This is a genomic window from Aromatoleum petrolei (assembly GCF_017894385.1).
Lineage (GTDB): Bacteria > Pseudomonadota > Gammaproteobacteria > Burkholderiales > Rhodocyclaceae > Aromatoleum > Aromatoleum petrolei.
On the sequence record NZ_CP059560.1, the window covers coordinates 1,076,734 to 1,092,610 of the forward strand.

At 62.5% G+C, this 15,877-nt stretch carries 11 protein-coding genes and 2 tRNA genes; 7 read left to right on the plus strand and 6 right to left on the minus strand.

The window, feature by feature from the left end; translation table 11 throughout:
* Nucleotides 1-2: 2 nt before the first annotated feature.
* Both ToN1_RS04895 and ToN1_RS04900 read right to left on the minus strand, forming a co-directional pair.
* Nucleotides 3-659: an HAD-IA family hydrolase gene (locus ToN1_RS04895; protein WP_169206721.1), complete on the minus strand. Its 657-nt coding sequence runs from the start codon at nt 657-659 to the stop codon at nt 3-5.
* Nucleotides 652-1,611 carry an RluA family pseudouridine synthase gene (locus ToN1_RS04900; protein ID WP_169206722.1) on the minus strand — a complete coding sequence of 320 codons (960 nt, stop codon included), beginning with the start codon at nt 1,609-1,611 and terminating at the stop codon, nt 652-654. The genes ToN1_RS04895 and ToN1_RS04900 overlap by 8 nt, the downstream gene beginning before the upstream one ends.
* A gap of 378 nt (nt 1,612-1,989) precedes the next feature.
* On the opposite strand from ToN1_RS04900, the gene ToN1_RS04905 reads away from it, so the two are divergent.
* The gene (locus ToN1_RS04905; RefSeq protein ID WP_169206723.1) at nt 1,990-4,848 is read left to right on the plus strand and encodes an Rne/Rng family ribonuclease; all 2,859 of its coding nucleotides are present in this window, start codon (nt 1,990-1,992) and stop codon (nt 4,846-4,848) included.
* Nucleotides 4,849-4,926: 78 nt separating this feature from the next.
* Here ToN1_RS04905 and ToN1_RS04910 read toward each other — a convergent pair whose 3' ends face one another.
* On the minus strand, nt 4,927-5,397 hold the full coding sequence (locus ToN1_RS04910; RefSeq protein WP_169206724.1) for a low molecular weight protein-tyrosine-phosphatase: 471 nt from the start codon (nt 5,395-5,397) through the stop codon (nt 4,927-4,929).
* 11 nt (nt 5,398-5,408) lie between these two features.
* Nucleotides 5,409-7,466: an excinuclease ABC subunit UvrB gene (uvrB, locus tag ToN1_RS04915; protein ID WP_169206725.1), complete on the minus strand. Its 2,058-nt coding sequence runs from the start codon at nt 7,464-7,466 to the stop codon at nt 5,409-5,411.
* 171 nt (nt 7,467-7,637) lie between these two features.
* On the opposite strand from uvrB, the gene ToN1_RS04920 reads away from it, so the two are divergent.
* From ToN1_RS04920 to ToN1_RS04930, 3 genes are all read left to right on the plus strand, one after another.
* Nucleotides 7,638-8,846, plus strand: a complete 1,209-nt coding sequence (locus ToN1_RS04920) for an amino acid aminotransferase (RefSeq protein ID WP_169206726.1) — start codon at nt 7,638-7,640, stop codon at nt 8,844-8,846.
* 60 nt (nt 8,847-8,906) lie between these two features.
* Nucleotides 8,907-8,982 (plus strand) — tRNA-Asn (locus ToN1_RS04925).
* A gap of 44 nt (nt 8,983-9,026) precedes the next feature.
* Nucleotides 9,027-9,102: transfer RNA gene (locus ToN1_RS04930), tRNA-Asn, on the plus strand.
* 107 nt (nt 9,103-9,209) lie between these two features.
* On the opposite strand, the gene ToN1_RS04935 is transcribed toward ToN1_RS04930, so the two are convergent.
* Entirely contained in the window at nt 9,210-11,645 is a 2,436-nt protein-coding gene (locus ToN1_RS04935) for a Lon protease family protein (protein ID WP_169206727.1), read from the minus strand.
* A 95-nt stretch (nt 11,646-11,740) separates the two neighbouring features.
* A complete protein-coding gene (locus ToN1_RS04940; protein WP_169207834.1) occupies nt 11,741-12,022 on the minus strand; it encodes a hypothetical protein in 282 nt (93 codons plus the stop codon).
* A 269-nt stretch (nt 12,023-12,291) separates the two neighbouring features.
* Here ToN1_RS04940 and moaA point away from each other — a divergent pair, with 269 nt between their 5' ends.
* The 3 genes from moaA to ToN1_RS04955 all read left to right on the plus strand — a co-directional run bounded on the left by moaA (nt 12,292) and on the right by ToN1_RS04955 (nt 15,801).
* On the plus strand, nt 12,292-13,368 hold the full coding sequence (gene moaA, locus ToN1_RS04945; RefSeq protein WP_169207833.1) for a GTP 3',8-cyclase MoaA: 1,077 nt from the start codon (nt 12,292-12,294) through the stop codon (nt 13,366-13,368).
* Between the two features lie 314 nt (nt 13,369-13,682).
* Complete coding sequence (locus ToN1_RS04950; RefSeq protein ID WP_210148022.1) at nt 13,683-14,825, plus strand: NHL repeat-containing protein; 1,143 nt, start codon at nt 13,683-13,685, stop codon at nt 14,823-14,825.
* A 67-nt stretch (nt 14,826-14,892) separates the two neighbouring features.
* Nucleotides 14,893-15,801, plus strand: a complete 909-nt coding sequence (locus ToN1_RS04955; protein ID WP_169207832.1) for a cytochrome c3 family protein — start codon at nt 14,893-14,895, stop codon at nt 15,799-15,801.
* The last annotated feature ends 76 nt before the right edge of the window (nt 15,802-15,877 follow it).

The following is a 15,877-nucleotide window of genomic DNA, read 5'->3' on the forward strand; positions in this document are numbered from 1 at the left end:
GATCAGGCGTTCTCGCGCAACCACAGGGCGAGCTCGGCTGGCGAATCGAGAAGCCCCACGACCTCCTCGAGTTCCAGCGCCTCCCGCGGATGTGCGCCGAAGGCTACGCCGAGCCCCGCCACCCCTGCGTTCCTCGCCATCTGAAGATCATGCGTGGTGTCACCGACCATCAGCGTGCGATCCCGGGCGACACCAAGTTCGTCCATGATCTCCTCCAGCATCGCCGGATGCGGCTTGGAGAAACATTCATCCGCGCATCGCGTACTGTGGAAGAACGGCCCCAGACCGCTTTGTTCGAGTGCGCGATTGAGTCCGAGCCGACTCTTCCCGGTTGCAACCGCCAGCATCCGGCCGGCCGCGGAAAGCTCCCCTATCATCGCGTAAGTACCGGGGAACAGCGACAGCTCGTGGTCCCCCGCAAGGTAATGGTACCGATAGCGCTCGACCATGCGCGGATAGTCGGACTCGGGCAAATCGGGCACCGCGTGGCGCAGCGCATCGGAGAACCCCAGCCCGATGACATGGCGCGCGCGCGCCTCGGACGGCAGCGGCAAATCGAGATCGCGCGTCGCGGCCATGATCGCGTTCACGATCGCGGCCGCCGAATCCATGAGGGTTCCGTCCCAGTCAAAGACGATGAGGTCGAAACGCTTAACCATAGTTGCGAGACTCGGTTGCATCCAGGTGATCAATAAAGCCCTGCAGCTCCTCGGGTAGCGGCGCATGCAGCACGATCGGCTCCCCGCTCAGCGGATGGGCAAAAGCGAGATGGGCCGCATGGAGGAACATCCGCTTCAAGCCCTCCTGCTCGAGCGCCTTATTGAGCGGGAAATTGCCGTACTTGTCGTCCCCGCACAGCGGGAAGCCGAGGTGGGCAAGATGGACGCGGATCTGATGAGTACGACCGGTCTTGAGCTCCACTTCAAGCAGGCTGAAACGCTGCCACCTTTTCACGAGCCGCACGATGCTGTGAGCCGGCTTGCCATCGCCGCTGACCCGTACACGTCGCTCGCCTTCGGGTGTGAGGTATTTGAACAACGGCTCCTTCACGTGCTGGAGCGCATTGCCCCACCGTCCCGGCACCAGCGTGAGGTAGCGTTTCTCGACACGCCCCTCGCGCATCATGTCATGCAGGGCGGTGAGCGCTGAGCGCTTCTTCGCGATGATCAGCAGACCCGAAGTCTCGCGATCGATACGGTGTGCGAGTTCGAGCATGCGCGCTTGCGGCCGCTGGCTGCGCAGCTGCTCGATGACGCCGAAGCTCACCCCGCTGCCACCATGCACGGCCTTGCCCGAGGGCTTGTCGATGACGATGATCGCGTCGTCCTCGTACACGACCGGCAAGGGCTTGCCCGCGGGGACCGCCGCAGGCGTGCTCGATTCGGCGATGCGAACCGGGGGGATCCTCACTTCGTCGCCAAGCGCCAGACGGTAAGTCGGACCGACCCGACCGCCGTTCACGCGCACTTCGCCGCTGCGCAGGATGCGATAGACGTGGCTTTTCGGCACCCCCTTGCACACCCGCATGAGGTAGTTGTCGATCCGCTGACCGGCCACGGAATCATCGACGCGCTCGCGCCTGACTGTTGCCGCTTTGCCTTGTGCCATCATCCTGAAATATACTTGCGGCCGGTTGGCCCCGGTCCGGTCGACGTCCCTCGCGCAAGGATGCGGAGGAAAGCGGTCGACAGCGAGCCCCAGAAGAGCTCCCGGGCAACCAGAACGTGCCGTCGTTGCCGAAAAAGACGACGATGGTAACGCAATCGACAATCTTCGATCCATTGGATTGAACAAAGACGCGTAACGCACCCGCAGGATCAAGCGTTCCGGCCCCAGGCGGGAATGCATGAACATCGACCAGCCGACCCATCACAGCCCATTACCGACCGGAAAAAAGTAGAACAACCTACCCGCTCCTGATCACGTAACAAGCGCGATGGTGCGCGCCGTTCGTCCTGCCCGTGGGTTTCGCGCGGGGGAACGAAATCAATGAAGCGCATGCTTTTCAATGCGACGCAGGCCGAGGAACTGCGCGTCGCAATCGTGGATGGTCAGAAACTGATCGACCTCGATATCGAATCGGCCGCCAAGGAACAGCGCAAGAGCAACATCTACAAAGCCGTCATCACGCGCATCGAGCCCAGCCTCGAGGCGGCGTTCGTTGATTACGGCTCGGAACGGCACGGTTTTCTGCCGTTCAAGGAAATTTCGCGCACCTACTTCGCGCCCGGCGTCGACGCCGGCAAGGCGCGCATCCAGGATGCGCTCAAGGAAGGCCAGGAGCTCATCGTCCAGGTCGAGAAGGACGAGCGCGGCAACAAGGGCGCCGCCCTGACGACGTACATCTCGCTCGCGGGACGCTATCTGGTCCTGATGCCGAACAATCCCCGCGGTGGCGGTGTTTCCCGGCGCGTCGAGGGCGACGAGCGCAGCGAACTGCGCGAAGTGATGGATCAGCTCGAAGTGCCCCCGGGCATGAGCCTGATCGCACGCACTGCCGCGATCGGTCGCAACGCAGAGGAACTGCAGTGGGACCTCAATTACCTGCTGCAGCTGTGGCGGGCCATCGATGGCGCGGCGCAATCTCAGTCTGGCGCCTTCCTGATCTACCAGGAAGGCAGTCTCGTGATCCGCGCGATCCGCGACTATTTCCAGCCTGACATCGGCGAGATCCTGATCGACACCGACGACGTGCACGAGCAGGCCCGCCAGTTCATGGCCCACGTCATGCCGGCGAACGTGAATCGCGTGAAGCGTTACAGCGACGACGTGCCGCTATTCTCGCGCTTTCAGATCGAACACCAGATCGAGTCCGCCTACTCGCGCCAGGTCAGCCTGCCCAGCGGCGGCGCGGTCGTGATCGATCATACTGAAGCGCTCGTCTCCATCGATGTGAACTCCGGCCGATCGACCAAGGGCGCGGACATCGAGGAAACGGCCTTCCGCACCAACCTTGAGGCGGCTGAAGAAATCGCCCGGCAGCTGCGTCTGCGCGATCTCGGCGGTCTGATCGTCATCGACTTCATCGACATGGAGTCGCAGAAGAATCAGCGCGAGGTGGAGAACCGTCTGCGTGATGCGCTGCGCCACGACCGCGCGCGCGTCCAGACCGGAAAGATCAGCCGCTTCGGCCTGCTCGAGCTTTCGCGCCAGCGCCTGCGCCCCGCACTGGCGGAGACAAGCTACATCCCGTGCCCGCGCTGCAACGGCACCGGCCACATTCGCAGCACCGAATCGTCGGCGCTGCACATCCTGCGCATCCTCGAAGAGGAAGCGATGAAGGAAAACACCGGCGCCGTGCATCTGCAGGTGCCGGTCGATGTCGCCACCTTCCTCCTCAATGAGAAGCGTTCGGACATCGCGCACATCGAGTACCGGCACAAGATCCAGCTGATCATCATCCCCAACCGCCACCTCGAGACGCCGCACCACGAGATCATCCGTCTGCGCCACGACCAGCTGAACCAGGAAGAGGTCAGCCTCGCCAGCTACCAGATGGTCGGCAAGCCAGCCGAAGTCGACCTGCGCCTGCCGACGAAGGACGACAAGAAACCAGCCCGCGCCGAAGCCGTGGTGAAGGGCATCGCCCCTGCACAACCTGCGCCGGTGGTCGAGCCGAAGGCCGAACCGGCTCCTGCGCCGACCGCACAACCTGGTCTGATCTCGCGACTCTTTGCGTGGCTGCGCGGCGAGAAGGCTGCGCCTGCGCCGCAGCCCGCAGAGGAAACACAACCCAAGCGTGAGGCGCGTCCACGTGCCGAGCGCGGGGAAAATCGTCGCGGCGGCAACAACCGCAACCGGCGTGAAGGCCAGCGCGCCGAACGTGAGGAGCAGGCCCAGCCCGTCCGTAATGGCGGCCGAGGTGAACCGCGACAGGAACGCCAGGAGCGCACGGAGAGACCCGAACGTCCGGAACGGGCGGAACGGGCTGAACGCCAAGAGCGTGCCGAGCGCCCCGAAGCGGCGGAACGCAGTGAAGGGCGCCGCCAGCGCGGGCCGCGCCAGCCGAAGGCGGCCGAAGTCGTCGAAAATGCTGCCGAACAGCAGGCCGCGGAAGCAGTCGCAGCCGTCGCCGTGACCGAATCCGCCGCACCGTCCAGTGAGGAGGGAGCCCCCGAGAAGCGCCGTCGCCGTAGCCGCGGCCGCCGTGACCGCCGCCCGGGCGAGGATCAGACGCTGGCAGCTGCCGCAACAGGGGCCGAGACAGCCGAGAGCGCTACCGCCGACGAAGTGACCGAAGGCGAACCGACGACTGGGGCGGGCGCAACAACTGCACTCGCAACAGTCGAATCTGTCCGCGATGCGAGTGCGATTGAGGAAGCCGAGGCACCACTGCCGGTCGTCGCCAGCGCAGCCGAAGCGGTTCCGGCGGAAGTCGAAGAAGCCCCGATGCCTGTTCTTGCTGTGGCAGCGGCATCTCCCACCGAAACTGCGGTCGAGGCCATGCCAACCACGGAAGAACCGGCAGTCAACGCCGAGTCCCTTCCGACGGCGGCAGCCGAGACAATGCCGACTGAAGTGGCTGCTGTACCTGCAATCGCAGTGACGGCGGCTGCAAGCGACGCAGCACCGCAGGTTGCGGTGGTGGAAGCCGAGCCCCCCCAGACTGCCACCGAACTCTCTGCAGCTGCCGAAGCCCCGCACGCGCCGTCCGCCCCGATCGATCTCGGCAGCGCGCTGGCGGACAGTGGACTTGTCATGATCGAGACGAGCCGTGAAAAGGTTCAGGCCCTCGCCCAGTCCCATGCAGAGGAAGCGCCTGCCCGTCCGCTCGGCCGGCGCCCGCGGCCTTCGCTCGTGATCGCCGACGAGCCGCTGCAGCAGGTCGAAACCCACAAACCGCACTGATCGGCGACGACAGACGGAAAGTAAAGGGGCGCCCACCGGGCGCCCCTTTTTTGTTTCAGATCCTCACGCGATTATCGATCAGCGCGTCGGCTGCAAGGCGTCGAGCAGCCCTCCGACCGCATCTTCGCAGTAGTCGAGCACCAGATCGAAGCCCCGATCGCCGCCATAGTAGGGGTCCGGCACCTCCTCAGCATTGAAGCGGCGTGCGTAGCTCATGAAGAGCCTGACCTTGTCGCGATGCGCGTCGGGGCAACTGCGCTCCATGATCTCAAGATGCCCCCCATCCATCGCGAGCAACAGATCGAAGGTCTCGAAATCCCCTGGTTCAAGCTTGCGCGCCCGCAGCATCGACAGATCATAGCCGCGCTTTTCGGCCGCCTTGCGCGTGCGCGGATCGGGTGCCTCGCCCACGTGATAGCCGTGTGTCCCGGCCGACTCGACCTCGATGACACCCTCAAGCCCCGCCGCACGAATTGCGTGGCGTGCCACCCCTTCAGCGGTAGGCGACCTACAAATATTGCCGGTACAGACGAACAGGATTCTGGTCACGAGCTCACCTCTCACTCCGTCCCGTGCTGATCCGCGCCAAACGCACGCTGACGCAGCCGGAACAACTCATCGCGGGCAGCCGCAGCCTTTTCGAATTCGAGGTTGCGCGCATGCTCCTGCATTTCCTTCTCAAGTTTGCGTATCGCCTTCGCAACGGCCTTCTCGTCCATCGCAAAATATTCGGCCCGCGCCTCCTGCGCTACCGTCGCATTGCGCTCGTCGCTGCTCGAGTAAACACCATCGATGATGTCCTTGATGCGTTTGCTCACGGTCTTGGGGACGATCCCGTGCTCGGCGTTGAATGCGAGCTGCTTCGCCCGACGCCGATCCGTCTCCTCCATTGCGGCGCGCATCGAGCGTGTCACCACGTCCGCATACAGGATGGCACGGCCGTGGATATGCCGTGCAGCCCGCCCGATCGTCTGGATCAGCGAGCGCTCCGAACGCAGAAAGCCCTCCTTGTCGGCATCGAGAATTGTCACGAGCGACACCTCGGGAATATCCAGGCCTTCGCGCAGCAGGTTGATGCCCACCAGCACATCGAACTCCCCGAGACGCAGGTCGCGGATGATCTCGACACGCTCGACGGTATCGATATCCGAGTGCAGATAGCGCACGCGGATGCCGTTCTCGGCAAGGTAATCGGTGAGATCTTCGGCCATCCGCTTCGTCAGCGTCGTGACCAGCACGCGTTCCCCCACGGCGATTCGGCGCTTCGCCTCGGACAGCAGATCGTCGACCTGCGTGCTCGCGGGCCGCACTTCGACGGCGGGGTCGATCAGCCCCGTCGGGCGCACAACCTGCTCGACGACCTGCCCCTGATGCGTCGCCTCGTAGTCGGCCGGCGTCGCCGAGACGAAGATTGTCTGAGGCATCAGGCGCTCGAACTCCTCGAACTTCAGCGGCCGGTTATCGAGTGCCGAAGGCAGGCGGAAACCGTATTCGACAAGATTCTCCTTGCGCGAACGATCCCCCTTGTACATGCCCCCCACCTGCGGAATCGCCACGTGGGACTCGTCGACGAACAGCAAGGCATCCGGCGGCAGATAGTCGATCAGCGTCGGCGGCGGCTCGCCCGGCCCGCGCCCCGACAAATGGCGCGAGTAGTTCTCGATGCCCTTGCAGAACCCCATCTCGTTGAGCATTTCCAGATCGAAACGCGTGCGCTGCTCGATGCGTTGCGCCTCCACCAGCTTGGCCGAGCGCTGAAAGTAGCTGACACGATCGCGCAGTTCCTCCTTGATGGCCTCGATCGCCTGCAGCACCGTCGCGCGCGGCGTGACATAGTGGCTGGACGGGTAAACGGTGAAGCGGACAAGCTTCTGCTTGAGGTGCCCGGTAAGAGGATCGAACAGCGTGAGGTGTTCGATCTCGTCGTCGAACATCTCGATCCGCACCGCATACTCCGCATTTTCCGCCGGAAACACGTCAATGACGTCACCGCGGACGCGGAAGGTTCCCCGTCGGAAGTCGATGTCGGAGCGCGTGTACTGCATCGCCACGAGCCGCTGCACGAGGTCCCGATGAGCAATCCGTTCGCCCTCGCGCAAGTGCAGGATCATCGCGTGGTAATCGACCGGATCGCCGATACCGTAGATGCACGACACCGTCGCGACGATTACGACGTCTCGCCGCTCCATCAGGCTCTTGGTCGCCGACAGGCGCATCTGCTCGATGTGCTCGTTGATGCTCGAATCCTTCTCGATGAAGAGATCGCGCGACGGCACGTAGGCTTCCGGCTGATAGTAATCGTAGTAGGAAACGAAGTACTCGACCGCATTCTCGGGAAAAAACTCCCGGAATTCGGCGTACAGCTGCGCGGCAAGTGTCTTGTTCGGCGCCAGTATCAGGGCGGGCCTGCCGCAGCGCGCGATCACGTTTGCCATCGTGTAGGTCTTACCCGAGCCGGTCACGCCGAGCAGAGTCTGGAACATCAGACCGTCCGACAAGCCCTCGGTCAGCAGATCGATCGCGACCGGCTGATCGCCGGCGGGCGCAAAGGGCTGATGGAGCCTGAAAGGACTCCCTTCGAAAGTGACCACCGGAACACTGCCCGTCGTACTCGTCATGCTAGAATTTCCGGCTTGTTTCAAGCGCTTGCCCGACTGCCGAAACAGATGGGACAGGACCTGGCAAACACGCATTATTTCGCAAAATGCGGCACAAGGCACGGCTGATGGACCGGTACCAACGCGCCAGGTTCAGTCCTCCGCGCCTCCCGCGCAACATGGAGTTGTTTTATGCCCGCTTCGATCTTCGCCGCCGTCGAGATGGCGCCCCGTGACCCGATCCTCGGACTGAACGAGGCGTTCAACGCCGATGCGCGCACCGACAAGGTGAACCTCGGCGTCGGCGTCTACTACGACGACAACGGCAAGATTCCGCTGCTCGCAGCCGTCAGGACGGCCGAAAAGGCGCGCCTCGAAGCAATGCCGCCGCGCGGCTACCAGCCGATCGAAGGCCCCGCCGCATACAACACCGCCGTGCAGAACCTGCTCTTCGGCAAGGATTCGCACCTCATCGCCAACGGCCAGGTTGTCACCGTTCAGGCGCTGGGCGGCACCGGTGCCCTGAAGGTCGGCGCCGACTACATCAAGCGCCTGCTCCCGGGAGCAACCGTATATATCTCCGACCCCAGCTGGGAAAACCACCGCGCGCTGTTCGAGTCTGCCGGCTTCCCGGTCGAGAACTATCCGTATTACGAACCGAGCACCCGCGGCGTGAATTTCGCGGGCATGAAAGCCAAGCTCGAACAGCTTGCCCCGGGCTCGGTCGTCGTGCTACATGCCTGCTGCCATAACCCGACCGGCGCCGACCTGACCGAAGCCCAGTGGGGTGAAGTCGTTGGCGCGTGCCGCGAACGCAGCCTCGTACCCTTCCTCGACATGGCCTATCAGGGCTTCGCCGACGGCATCGAACCCGACGCCGTCGCTGTGCGCCTGTTCTCGGCCAGCGGCCTGCAGTTCTTCGTTTCGAGCTCGTTCTCGAAGTCCTTCTCGCTCTACGGCGAGCGTGTTGGCGCCCTCTCCATCGTCACCGCCAGCAAGGACGAGTCGGCCCGCGTGCTGTCGCAGGTCAAGCGCGTGATTCGCACCAACTACTCCAACCCGCCGATCCACGGCGGCGCCGTCGTCGCAGCCGTGCTGAACTCGGCCGAACTGCGCCAGATGTGGGAAGACGAACTCGCCGGCATGCGCGACCGCATCCGGGCGATGCGTACCGGGCTGGTCGAAAATCTCAAGGCTGCCGGCGTCGCGCAGGACTTCTCGTTCGTCATCCAACAGCGCGGCATGTTCTCCTACACCGGTCTGTCGGCCGCCCAAGTCGAGCAACTGAAGAACGACTTCGGCATCTACGCCGTATCGACCGGCCGCATCTGCCTCGCCGCCCTCAATTCGCGCAACATCGGTTACGTCGCCAAGGCGATCGCCGCGGTCGTGAAGGCTTGAGAATTTCGCTCAAGCAATATTGACGCATAGCCGCGCGCTGCCTATAATGCGCGGCTCAATTCCCCGATAGCTCAGTCGGTAGAGCAACGGACTGTTAATCCGTGTGTCCCTGGTTCGAGCCCAGGTCGGGGAGCCAAAATTCGGCTCCTGCAGTGTTTTCAGCATGAGCACAAGTACCGATCCCCGATAGCTCAGTCGGTAGAGCAACGGACTGTTAATCCGTGTGTCCCTGGTTCGAGCCCAGGTCGGGGAGCCAGCAAAGCCAAGTAGATGGGCCGCCTTTCGAGGTGGCCCATTTGCTTTCAATGGTCCCGCTATTCCAGAAGTCCCTTTCGACGCGACAGCAATTGCGACGTCGAAACCTCATTCCTGGTCGCCGTCATGCCGCCGTCGCGAGCGAGCATGGCGCGCATCACTGCCATGATCGAACGCGTGTTTTGCCGCAGTCATCGCAGTCAGCGCCGCCGCGACCTTGTAGTTGACCGTCTCGCGCGGCATCACGCCTTTCGCATCCGCAACTCCGGCAGTCAAGCCGGTGAGGATCTCCATCGCATCGTCCACAGTCGCCACCGCATGGACGCGGAAAAGCCCCTCGCGGGCCGCCGCAACGACGTCTTCGCGCAACATGAGATGCCGAACGCTCGCCTGGGGTATTACGACGCCCTGCTCACCTGTCAGCCCGCGGGCGACGCAAAGGTCGAAGAACCCCTCGATCTTCTCGTTGACACCCCCGATGGCCTGGACCTCGCCGAACTGGTTGACCGAACCCGTCACCGCGAACGATTGACGAATGGGAACCCGGGCCAATGCCGACAGCAAGGCACAGAGCTCCGCCAGTGAGGCCGAGTCACCCTCCACCGGCGAATAGGACTGCTCGAAGACCAAGCTGGCGGATAGCGACAACGGCTGATGACGTGCATAGCGGGCGGCGAGAAACGCGGAGAGGATCAGAACACCCTTGGAATGAATCGCCCCACCTAGCTCCGTTTCACGCTCGATATCGACGACATCCCCCTCTCCGAGCCGCGCCGTGGCAGTGATGCGCACAGGATGACCAAATTGCTCGCCGGCCAACTCGACAACAACCAAGGCATTGATCTGGCCGCAGCGCGCACCTCTGGTGGAGATCAGCGTTGTCCCCTCCACCATCGATTCGAGCACCCGCTCGGCGTATCGCCCGAATCGCCGCGAGCGGGATGCGATCGCCGCGTCCACCTGTGCGCAAGCTACCGCGGGCAATTGTGCGGCGCGCGCGTGAAAATCCGCCTCACGCATCACGTCCGCCAGCAAACGCGTCTGCAGACTGAGCCGCCCCGCATCTTCGGCAAGTCGCGCGCCATGCTCCACCAGACGCGCAATGCCGGTCCGGTCGAATGGCAACAAGTCGGATGCACGCCCGAGCATCGCGAGCAACGCAGCATAACGCTCAACATTCGCATCGTTGCGAGGCATATCCTCGTCAAAGTCGGCCGCCACCTTGAACAACTCGGGAAAGTCCGGATCGTTCTCCGTAAGCAGGTAGAACAGCTCGCGGTCACCGACAAGAATCACCTTGACGTCGCAGGGAATGGACTCCGGTTCCAGAGTGAGCATGTTGCTCCAGCCCTGCGCTTCCGCGGGAGGCTCGATACGGATCTCGCGCGCGCGCAACGCACGCTTCAACCCCTCCCACGCGAAGGGTTGCCCAAGGAGCCGCTCGACATCCACCACCAGATACCCTCCGCACGCACGATGGAGGGCCCCGGCACGGATCAGGCTGAAATTGGTCACGAGCGTTCCCATCTGGGAGATGTGCTCGATGCGCCCGATCAGATTGCCAAAGGTCGGATTGTCTTCGCAGACTACTGGAGTGCCCCGCGTGGCCGAGTGATCAACCAGCAGCTTGACTTGGTAGCGATGGAACTTCGTGCGTGCCTCGTCCTCCGCCCCCTCGTCCTCGCCACCTTCCTGTGCAGCCCAGTCGCTGCCGCTCGCGAGGATCTCCTTCCTGATGGCATCGAAGAAATTCAGTACCGCCGGAAGATCGGCGTAGCGTTCGCGCAACTCGCGCATCAAGTGCGTAACTGCCGGCGTCAGGGCATCACAGGCCGCCCGCTTCATCGCCTCGTGCAGCTCTTTACGCCAGCCCGGGAACTGCTCGAGCAGATCTGCCAGACGATCGCTCCAGGCCCCGACCTTCTTCTCCACCACCGCCCGCACTTCGGAAGGAAGTGCGTCGAAGTCCTCGGGGGACATCGCCTGCCCATCCTTCGTCGGGGCAAACACAAAACCGTCCGGCGTTTGTAGCAGCGACACCCCATCGGCCGCGCATGCCTCCCCAAGCTCGCGCAAAGCTCCGTCTTCCCGCGTCTTGTGTGCGTCCTGAAGGGATTCGACGCGGTTGCCGTAAGTTTCGCTGGCGAGCGCCGCCTCGATCGCCGGACCGAGATCGGCGATGAATGCCAGCATGTCGCCACGAAGTTGCCCCCCTCGTCCGGCCGTCAACGTGAGTAGACGTGGACGCTGCGCGTCGTCGAAATTGTGCAGATAGCACAGATCGGGCGGGACCTGGCCGCCGGCCGAGAATTCTCGCAGCAGACGAAACACCGTCGCATGTCTTCCGGTTCCCGGCTCGCCGAGCACGAAAACGTGGTAGCCCGGCTGGCGCATCGCAAGTCCGAAACGCAATGCCTCCTCCGCCCGCACCTGCCCTATCCCGCCGGGCAGATCCGGAAGTTTTTCGGTATCCGCGAATTCGAAGAATTCGGGCGCGCAACGAACCCGAAGGCGGTCAGCCGTAAGTGGGCGCAGTTCGGCCATATTGTTGTTCTCCCGATGCTGCGATGAAAACGGGGCGTCCGGACACCCGGACGCCCCATCATGATCCCCCCGCCCCCCCCCTCAGGCAAGGGCGATCAGCGAATGCCCCTGCGCGAGAGATCGCCCCATCGCGTGTCATGGTGGGCCACGTCATTTTCGAATTGAGGAAAGCGCCGATCATGCTCCATCAGCAGCGACATGATCGTTCCTGCATGCTCGGGGGGAAATCCCTGACGCTGCCCTCCCCGGGTGTCCGTCATCAACAGGAAGATGAACTTGCGGCACTCCGCCGTCCCCCACATCCCGTCGATCTTGCGGAGATGCGGAAAACGCTCGTAGAGCTTTTCGGTCGAAGTTTCTGTAACACGTGTCGTCATCGCGAATCCCCCGAAAGGGCTAGATGCAATCGCCGGAAGGATAATACTTTTGGCTCATATCAACGGGCCCGTATACGCGCTACTGTGCCAACTACGAAGGCTGACCGCAACACGGATCGACAACTGGCGCAGCGCGGAGAATGAGTTCCGGTATTGTCTCAAGCCTCAACCAGTTGTTAACTATCCTCCCAATAGACAACCGCACTCCGCGCCAGTTTGTCCGACTATCGCAACATGCAGGATTTGAGGCCCATTCAGGCAGTCATCCGATGAAATCGATCCCGATCTACCCCGCCAACACGGAATTGCCGCTAACCGCCGACGCGCCCCCCCCGGCAGGAGCCGCCCTCGTGGATAAGCGCGGACGTGCCGTTCACGATCTGCGCATCTCGGTCACGGACCGCTGCAACTTTCGCTGCATCTATTGCATGCCGCGCGAAGTGTTCGGTGCGGACCACGCCTTCCTCGCCCGCAAGGAGCTGTTGTCGTTCGAGGAAATCACCCGGATTGCCCGGCTCTTCGCGGCCCGCGGCGTGCGCAAGATCCGCATCACCGGTGGCGAACCCCTGCTGCGCAAGCATGTCGAGAACCTCATCGCCCAACTGGCCGACATCCCCGACGTCGAACTCACGCTGACGACCAACGGGGTACTGTTGCCCAGGATGGCGGGCGTGCTGCGAGATGCCGGCCTGCACCGCGTCACAGTGAGTCTGGATGCGATCGACGACACCACCTTCCGCAAGATGAATGATGCCGACTACCCGGTTGCGGCAGTCCTCAAGGGCATCGCAGCTGCCGAAGATGCGGGATTCGGCCCCATCAAGGTCAATATGGTCGTCAAACGCGGCGTCAATGACCAAGGCGTGATCGACATGGCCCGTCATTTCCGCGGCACGGGTCACATCCTGCGCTTCATCGAGTTCATGGACGTCGGCAGTTCGAACGGATGGGAAATGGGCGCCGTGGTCCCGTCGCGGGAAATCATCGAACGGATTCACCAGGTATTTCCCCTCGAACCGATCGAGCCGAACTACACAGGCGAGGTTGCCGAGCGCTGGCGTTACCGCGACGGCGGCGGCGAGATCGGCGTCATCTCGTCCGTGACACAAGCCTTCTGCTCGACCTGCACCCGCATCCGCCTGTCGACCGAGGGCAAGCTCTACACCTGCCTGTTCGCACAGAGCGGCCACGACCTCCGCACGCTCTTGCGCTCCGGAGGCGGCGATGCGGAGCTCGATCGCGCGATTGCAGCAGTCTGGCAAAACCGCGAGGACCGCTATTCCGAAATTCGCACGGCCAACACGGCGGGACTGCGAAAAATCGAGATGTCCTATATCGGCGGCTGATTGGCGACCAGACCGGAAGGACCGCCACGAGTGCATAGAGACGCGCATTGACCGATCCGAGCCAATCGGAGCTCTCGCAAGATCACCGCATGGTAACGAAAGAATCATGCCGGGATTCTGAATTCCGCAAGGGTTCGCGCGGTTTGGCGACGGCAAATTGACGCGAACCACGCATCAAACCTGTAACCAGGAGCACATTCGGGATCAAATCTTGCTTAATGGACGGTTCCGCGAATACACCTTGTGTATCGGGTTTCGCGGTCTTCGTTCAGAAATTGCGCATAGCCACGACCGGCGAGACCGCGCACGACAAGATGACCCTCGACACTCCGAAACCGTCGGCACTCGCAACCGCACTGCGACGAACCGTTGCGCTTCTTGCTATCGCAGGCATGGCATTCCTGCTCGCAAGCGGCTGTTCCGCGCCCGACGCCTCCGATAAGCGAAGCGCGAAGGAGTACCAACTCCTGTGGCCGGAGCCGCCGAACGAGGCGCGCTTCGAATATGAGGCTCAACTCCGCTCCGAAGCGAATATCCGCCCCGAGACCGACGACGGCCGGACCCGGAAGATACTCACCGGCAAGGGCAGCGTCTCGGAAGACCTCGCGTACCGCAAACCTGCAGCTCTTGCTGCCCGCGGCGGGCGCATCTACGTAGCCGACCCTCCGACAGGCTCGGTTGTTGTTTTCGACGCCGCTCGTCAGCGAATGTTTCGAATGGGCATCCGCGAACCGAACAATGTCATCAAGCCCATTTCGATCGCCATCGACAACAAGAATTTCGTCTACGTCCTCGACGGCAAGCTTCGCCGAGTGATGGTCTATGATTCGCTCGGCCTTTTCCAGTTCGCCGTCGGCGACCCGAAGGCTCTCACTCAGCCGTCAGGTGTCGCCGTCAGCGACGACGGCAAGAAGATCTTCATCGTCGATCGCGGCAGCATCGACGCGGATGATCACAAGGTCATTGCCTATTCGCCCGACAACCTGGAACTTTTCCGCATTGGTCCCCGTGGATCAGCGCCCGGCGCACTCAACATTCCGCTGGCAGCGATCACCACAAGGGACGGTCGTCTTGCGGTTCTCGATTCCGGGAATTTCCGGGTGCAGATCTTCGATCTGAACGGCAGGTATCAATCGCATTTTGGAAGCGTCGGTAATGGTTACGGGCAGTTTTCGCGACCGCGCAGCATCGCCTCGGACCAGGACGGCAACCTCTATGTATCCGACGCTTCGTTCAACAACGTCCAGATATTCACCCCGACAGGTGAACTGCTCATGTGGATCGGCGGACCGGGAATGGAGAACTACCCAGGTAAATTCGGTCTGATCGCCGCCATTGCCGCGGACGAGACCGGACGACTGTATATCGCCGATCACTACCACCTGAAAGTCGAAGTGTACAAACGGGCAGACGGAACTCCGGGCGGCAAGCCGTCAGGGATGCCTTCCGCGCAGTGAATCCGCAGGCAGCAGGCATTCTTTTTGCATATCGGACCACAACAACAACTCGAGATACTGAGACGCCATGAAATGTAAAATCAGCGCCGCGTTTATCCTCGGTCTGGCAACACTCGCGACCGGCTCTGCGCTGGCGGGATTGGACCGACCGACTAAATTCTCGAACCAAGGAACGATTGGCAACACGCGACACAACCTGACGCAGCGCCCCACCGATGGAAGCGCGCTCAATGCAGGCATGATGGACGCATACCGCAACGACTATCAGCAGGTGTGCGTCTACTGTCACACGCCCCACGCCGCGAACACGAATATCAGCGCACCCTTGTGGAACCGGACGGTCCGCACGACCACCTACACGCTCTACAACCAGCAAACGTTGTCTCAGGATGCAACGCAGCCCGGCCCGAATTCGCTGACCTGCCTCTCCTGCCACGACGGCCAGACAGCAGTGGACTCGATCGTGAACATGCCTGGCTCGGGTGGATACAACGGCGCCTTGGCGCTGGACCCGTCCGCTGCAACCGCCGAGACCTTGCTGGACACGTGGCGACGGAACGGTGGCGACCCCGACGCGGTCACGCACCAAGGCTTGAATTCCGACCCGAACAGCGAAACGAGCTGTCTCAGCTGTCACTCCCCAGGCAAGACCGCAGCTGCCACGAACTTCCAGGTCTTCGCAATCGGGACCGATCTCACCAACGACCACCCGGTCGGCGTCAAGCTGCCGGCAGGGAGCGACTGGAATGTTCCTACAGGCACCTACCAGAACATCCGGTTCTTCGACAAGGACGGTGACAATCGCCCCGACAAGGACGAACTGCGGTTCTATGACTCCGGCAATGGCTACGAGGTGGAGTGTGCTTCGTGTCATGATCCACACGGAGTTCCCGGGACGACCTCGACCTTCCTGCCGACCTTCCTTAGGGTCACAGCCGACGGTAGCCAAATCTGTATGACCTGCCACGTAAAGTAAGCGAGTACGTCTTGAGAGGAAACAAAGAAAGGCGCCGAATGGCGCCTTTCTCGTTTTCAGAAACCACACCGATTTC

Coding starts and splice junctions, on each gene's coding strand:
- ToN1_RS04895 (WP_169206721.1), bottom strand. CDS start 659: ATGGTTAAGCGTTTCGACCTCATCGTCTTTGACTGGGACGGAACCCTC.
- ToN1_RS04900 (WP_169206722.1), bottom strand. CDS start 1,611: ATGATGGCACAAGGCAAAGCGGCAACAGTCAGGCGCGAGCGCGTCGAT.
- ToN1_RS04905 (WP_169206723.1), top strand. CDS start 1,990: ATGAAGCGCATGCTTTTCAATGCGACGCAGGCCGAGGAACTGCGCGTC.
- uvrB (WP_169206725.1), bottom strand. CDS start 7,466: ATGACGAGTACGACGGGCAGTGTTCCGGTGGTCACTTTCGAAGGGAGT.
- ToN1_RS04920 (WP_169206726.1), top strand. CDS start 7,638: ATGCCCGCTTCGATCTTCGCCGCCGTCGAGATGGCGCCCCGTGACCCG.
- ToN1_RS04935 (WP_169206727.1), bottom strand. CDS start 11,645: ATGGCCGAACTGCGCCCACTTACGGCTGACCGCCTTCGGGTTCGTTGC.
- ToN1_RS04940 (WP_169207834.1), bottom strand. CDS start 12,022: ATGACGACACGTGTTACAGAAACTTCGACCGAAAAGCTCTACGAGCGT.
- moaA (WP_169207833.1), top strand. CDS start 12,292: ATGAAATCGATCCCGATCTACCCCGCCAACACGGAATTGCCGCTAACC.
- ToN1_RS04950 (WP_210148022.1), top strand. CDS start 13,683: ATGACCCTCGACACTCCGAAACCGTCGGCACTCGCAACCGCACTGCGA.
- ToN1_RS04955 (WP_169207832.1), top strand. CDS start 14,893: ATGAAATGTAAAATCAGCGCCGCGTTTATCCTCGGTCTGGCAACACTC.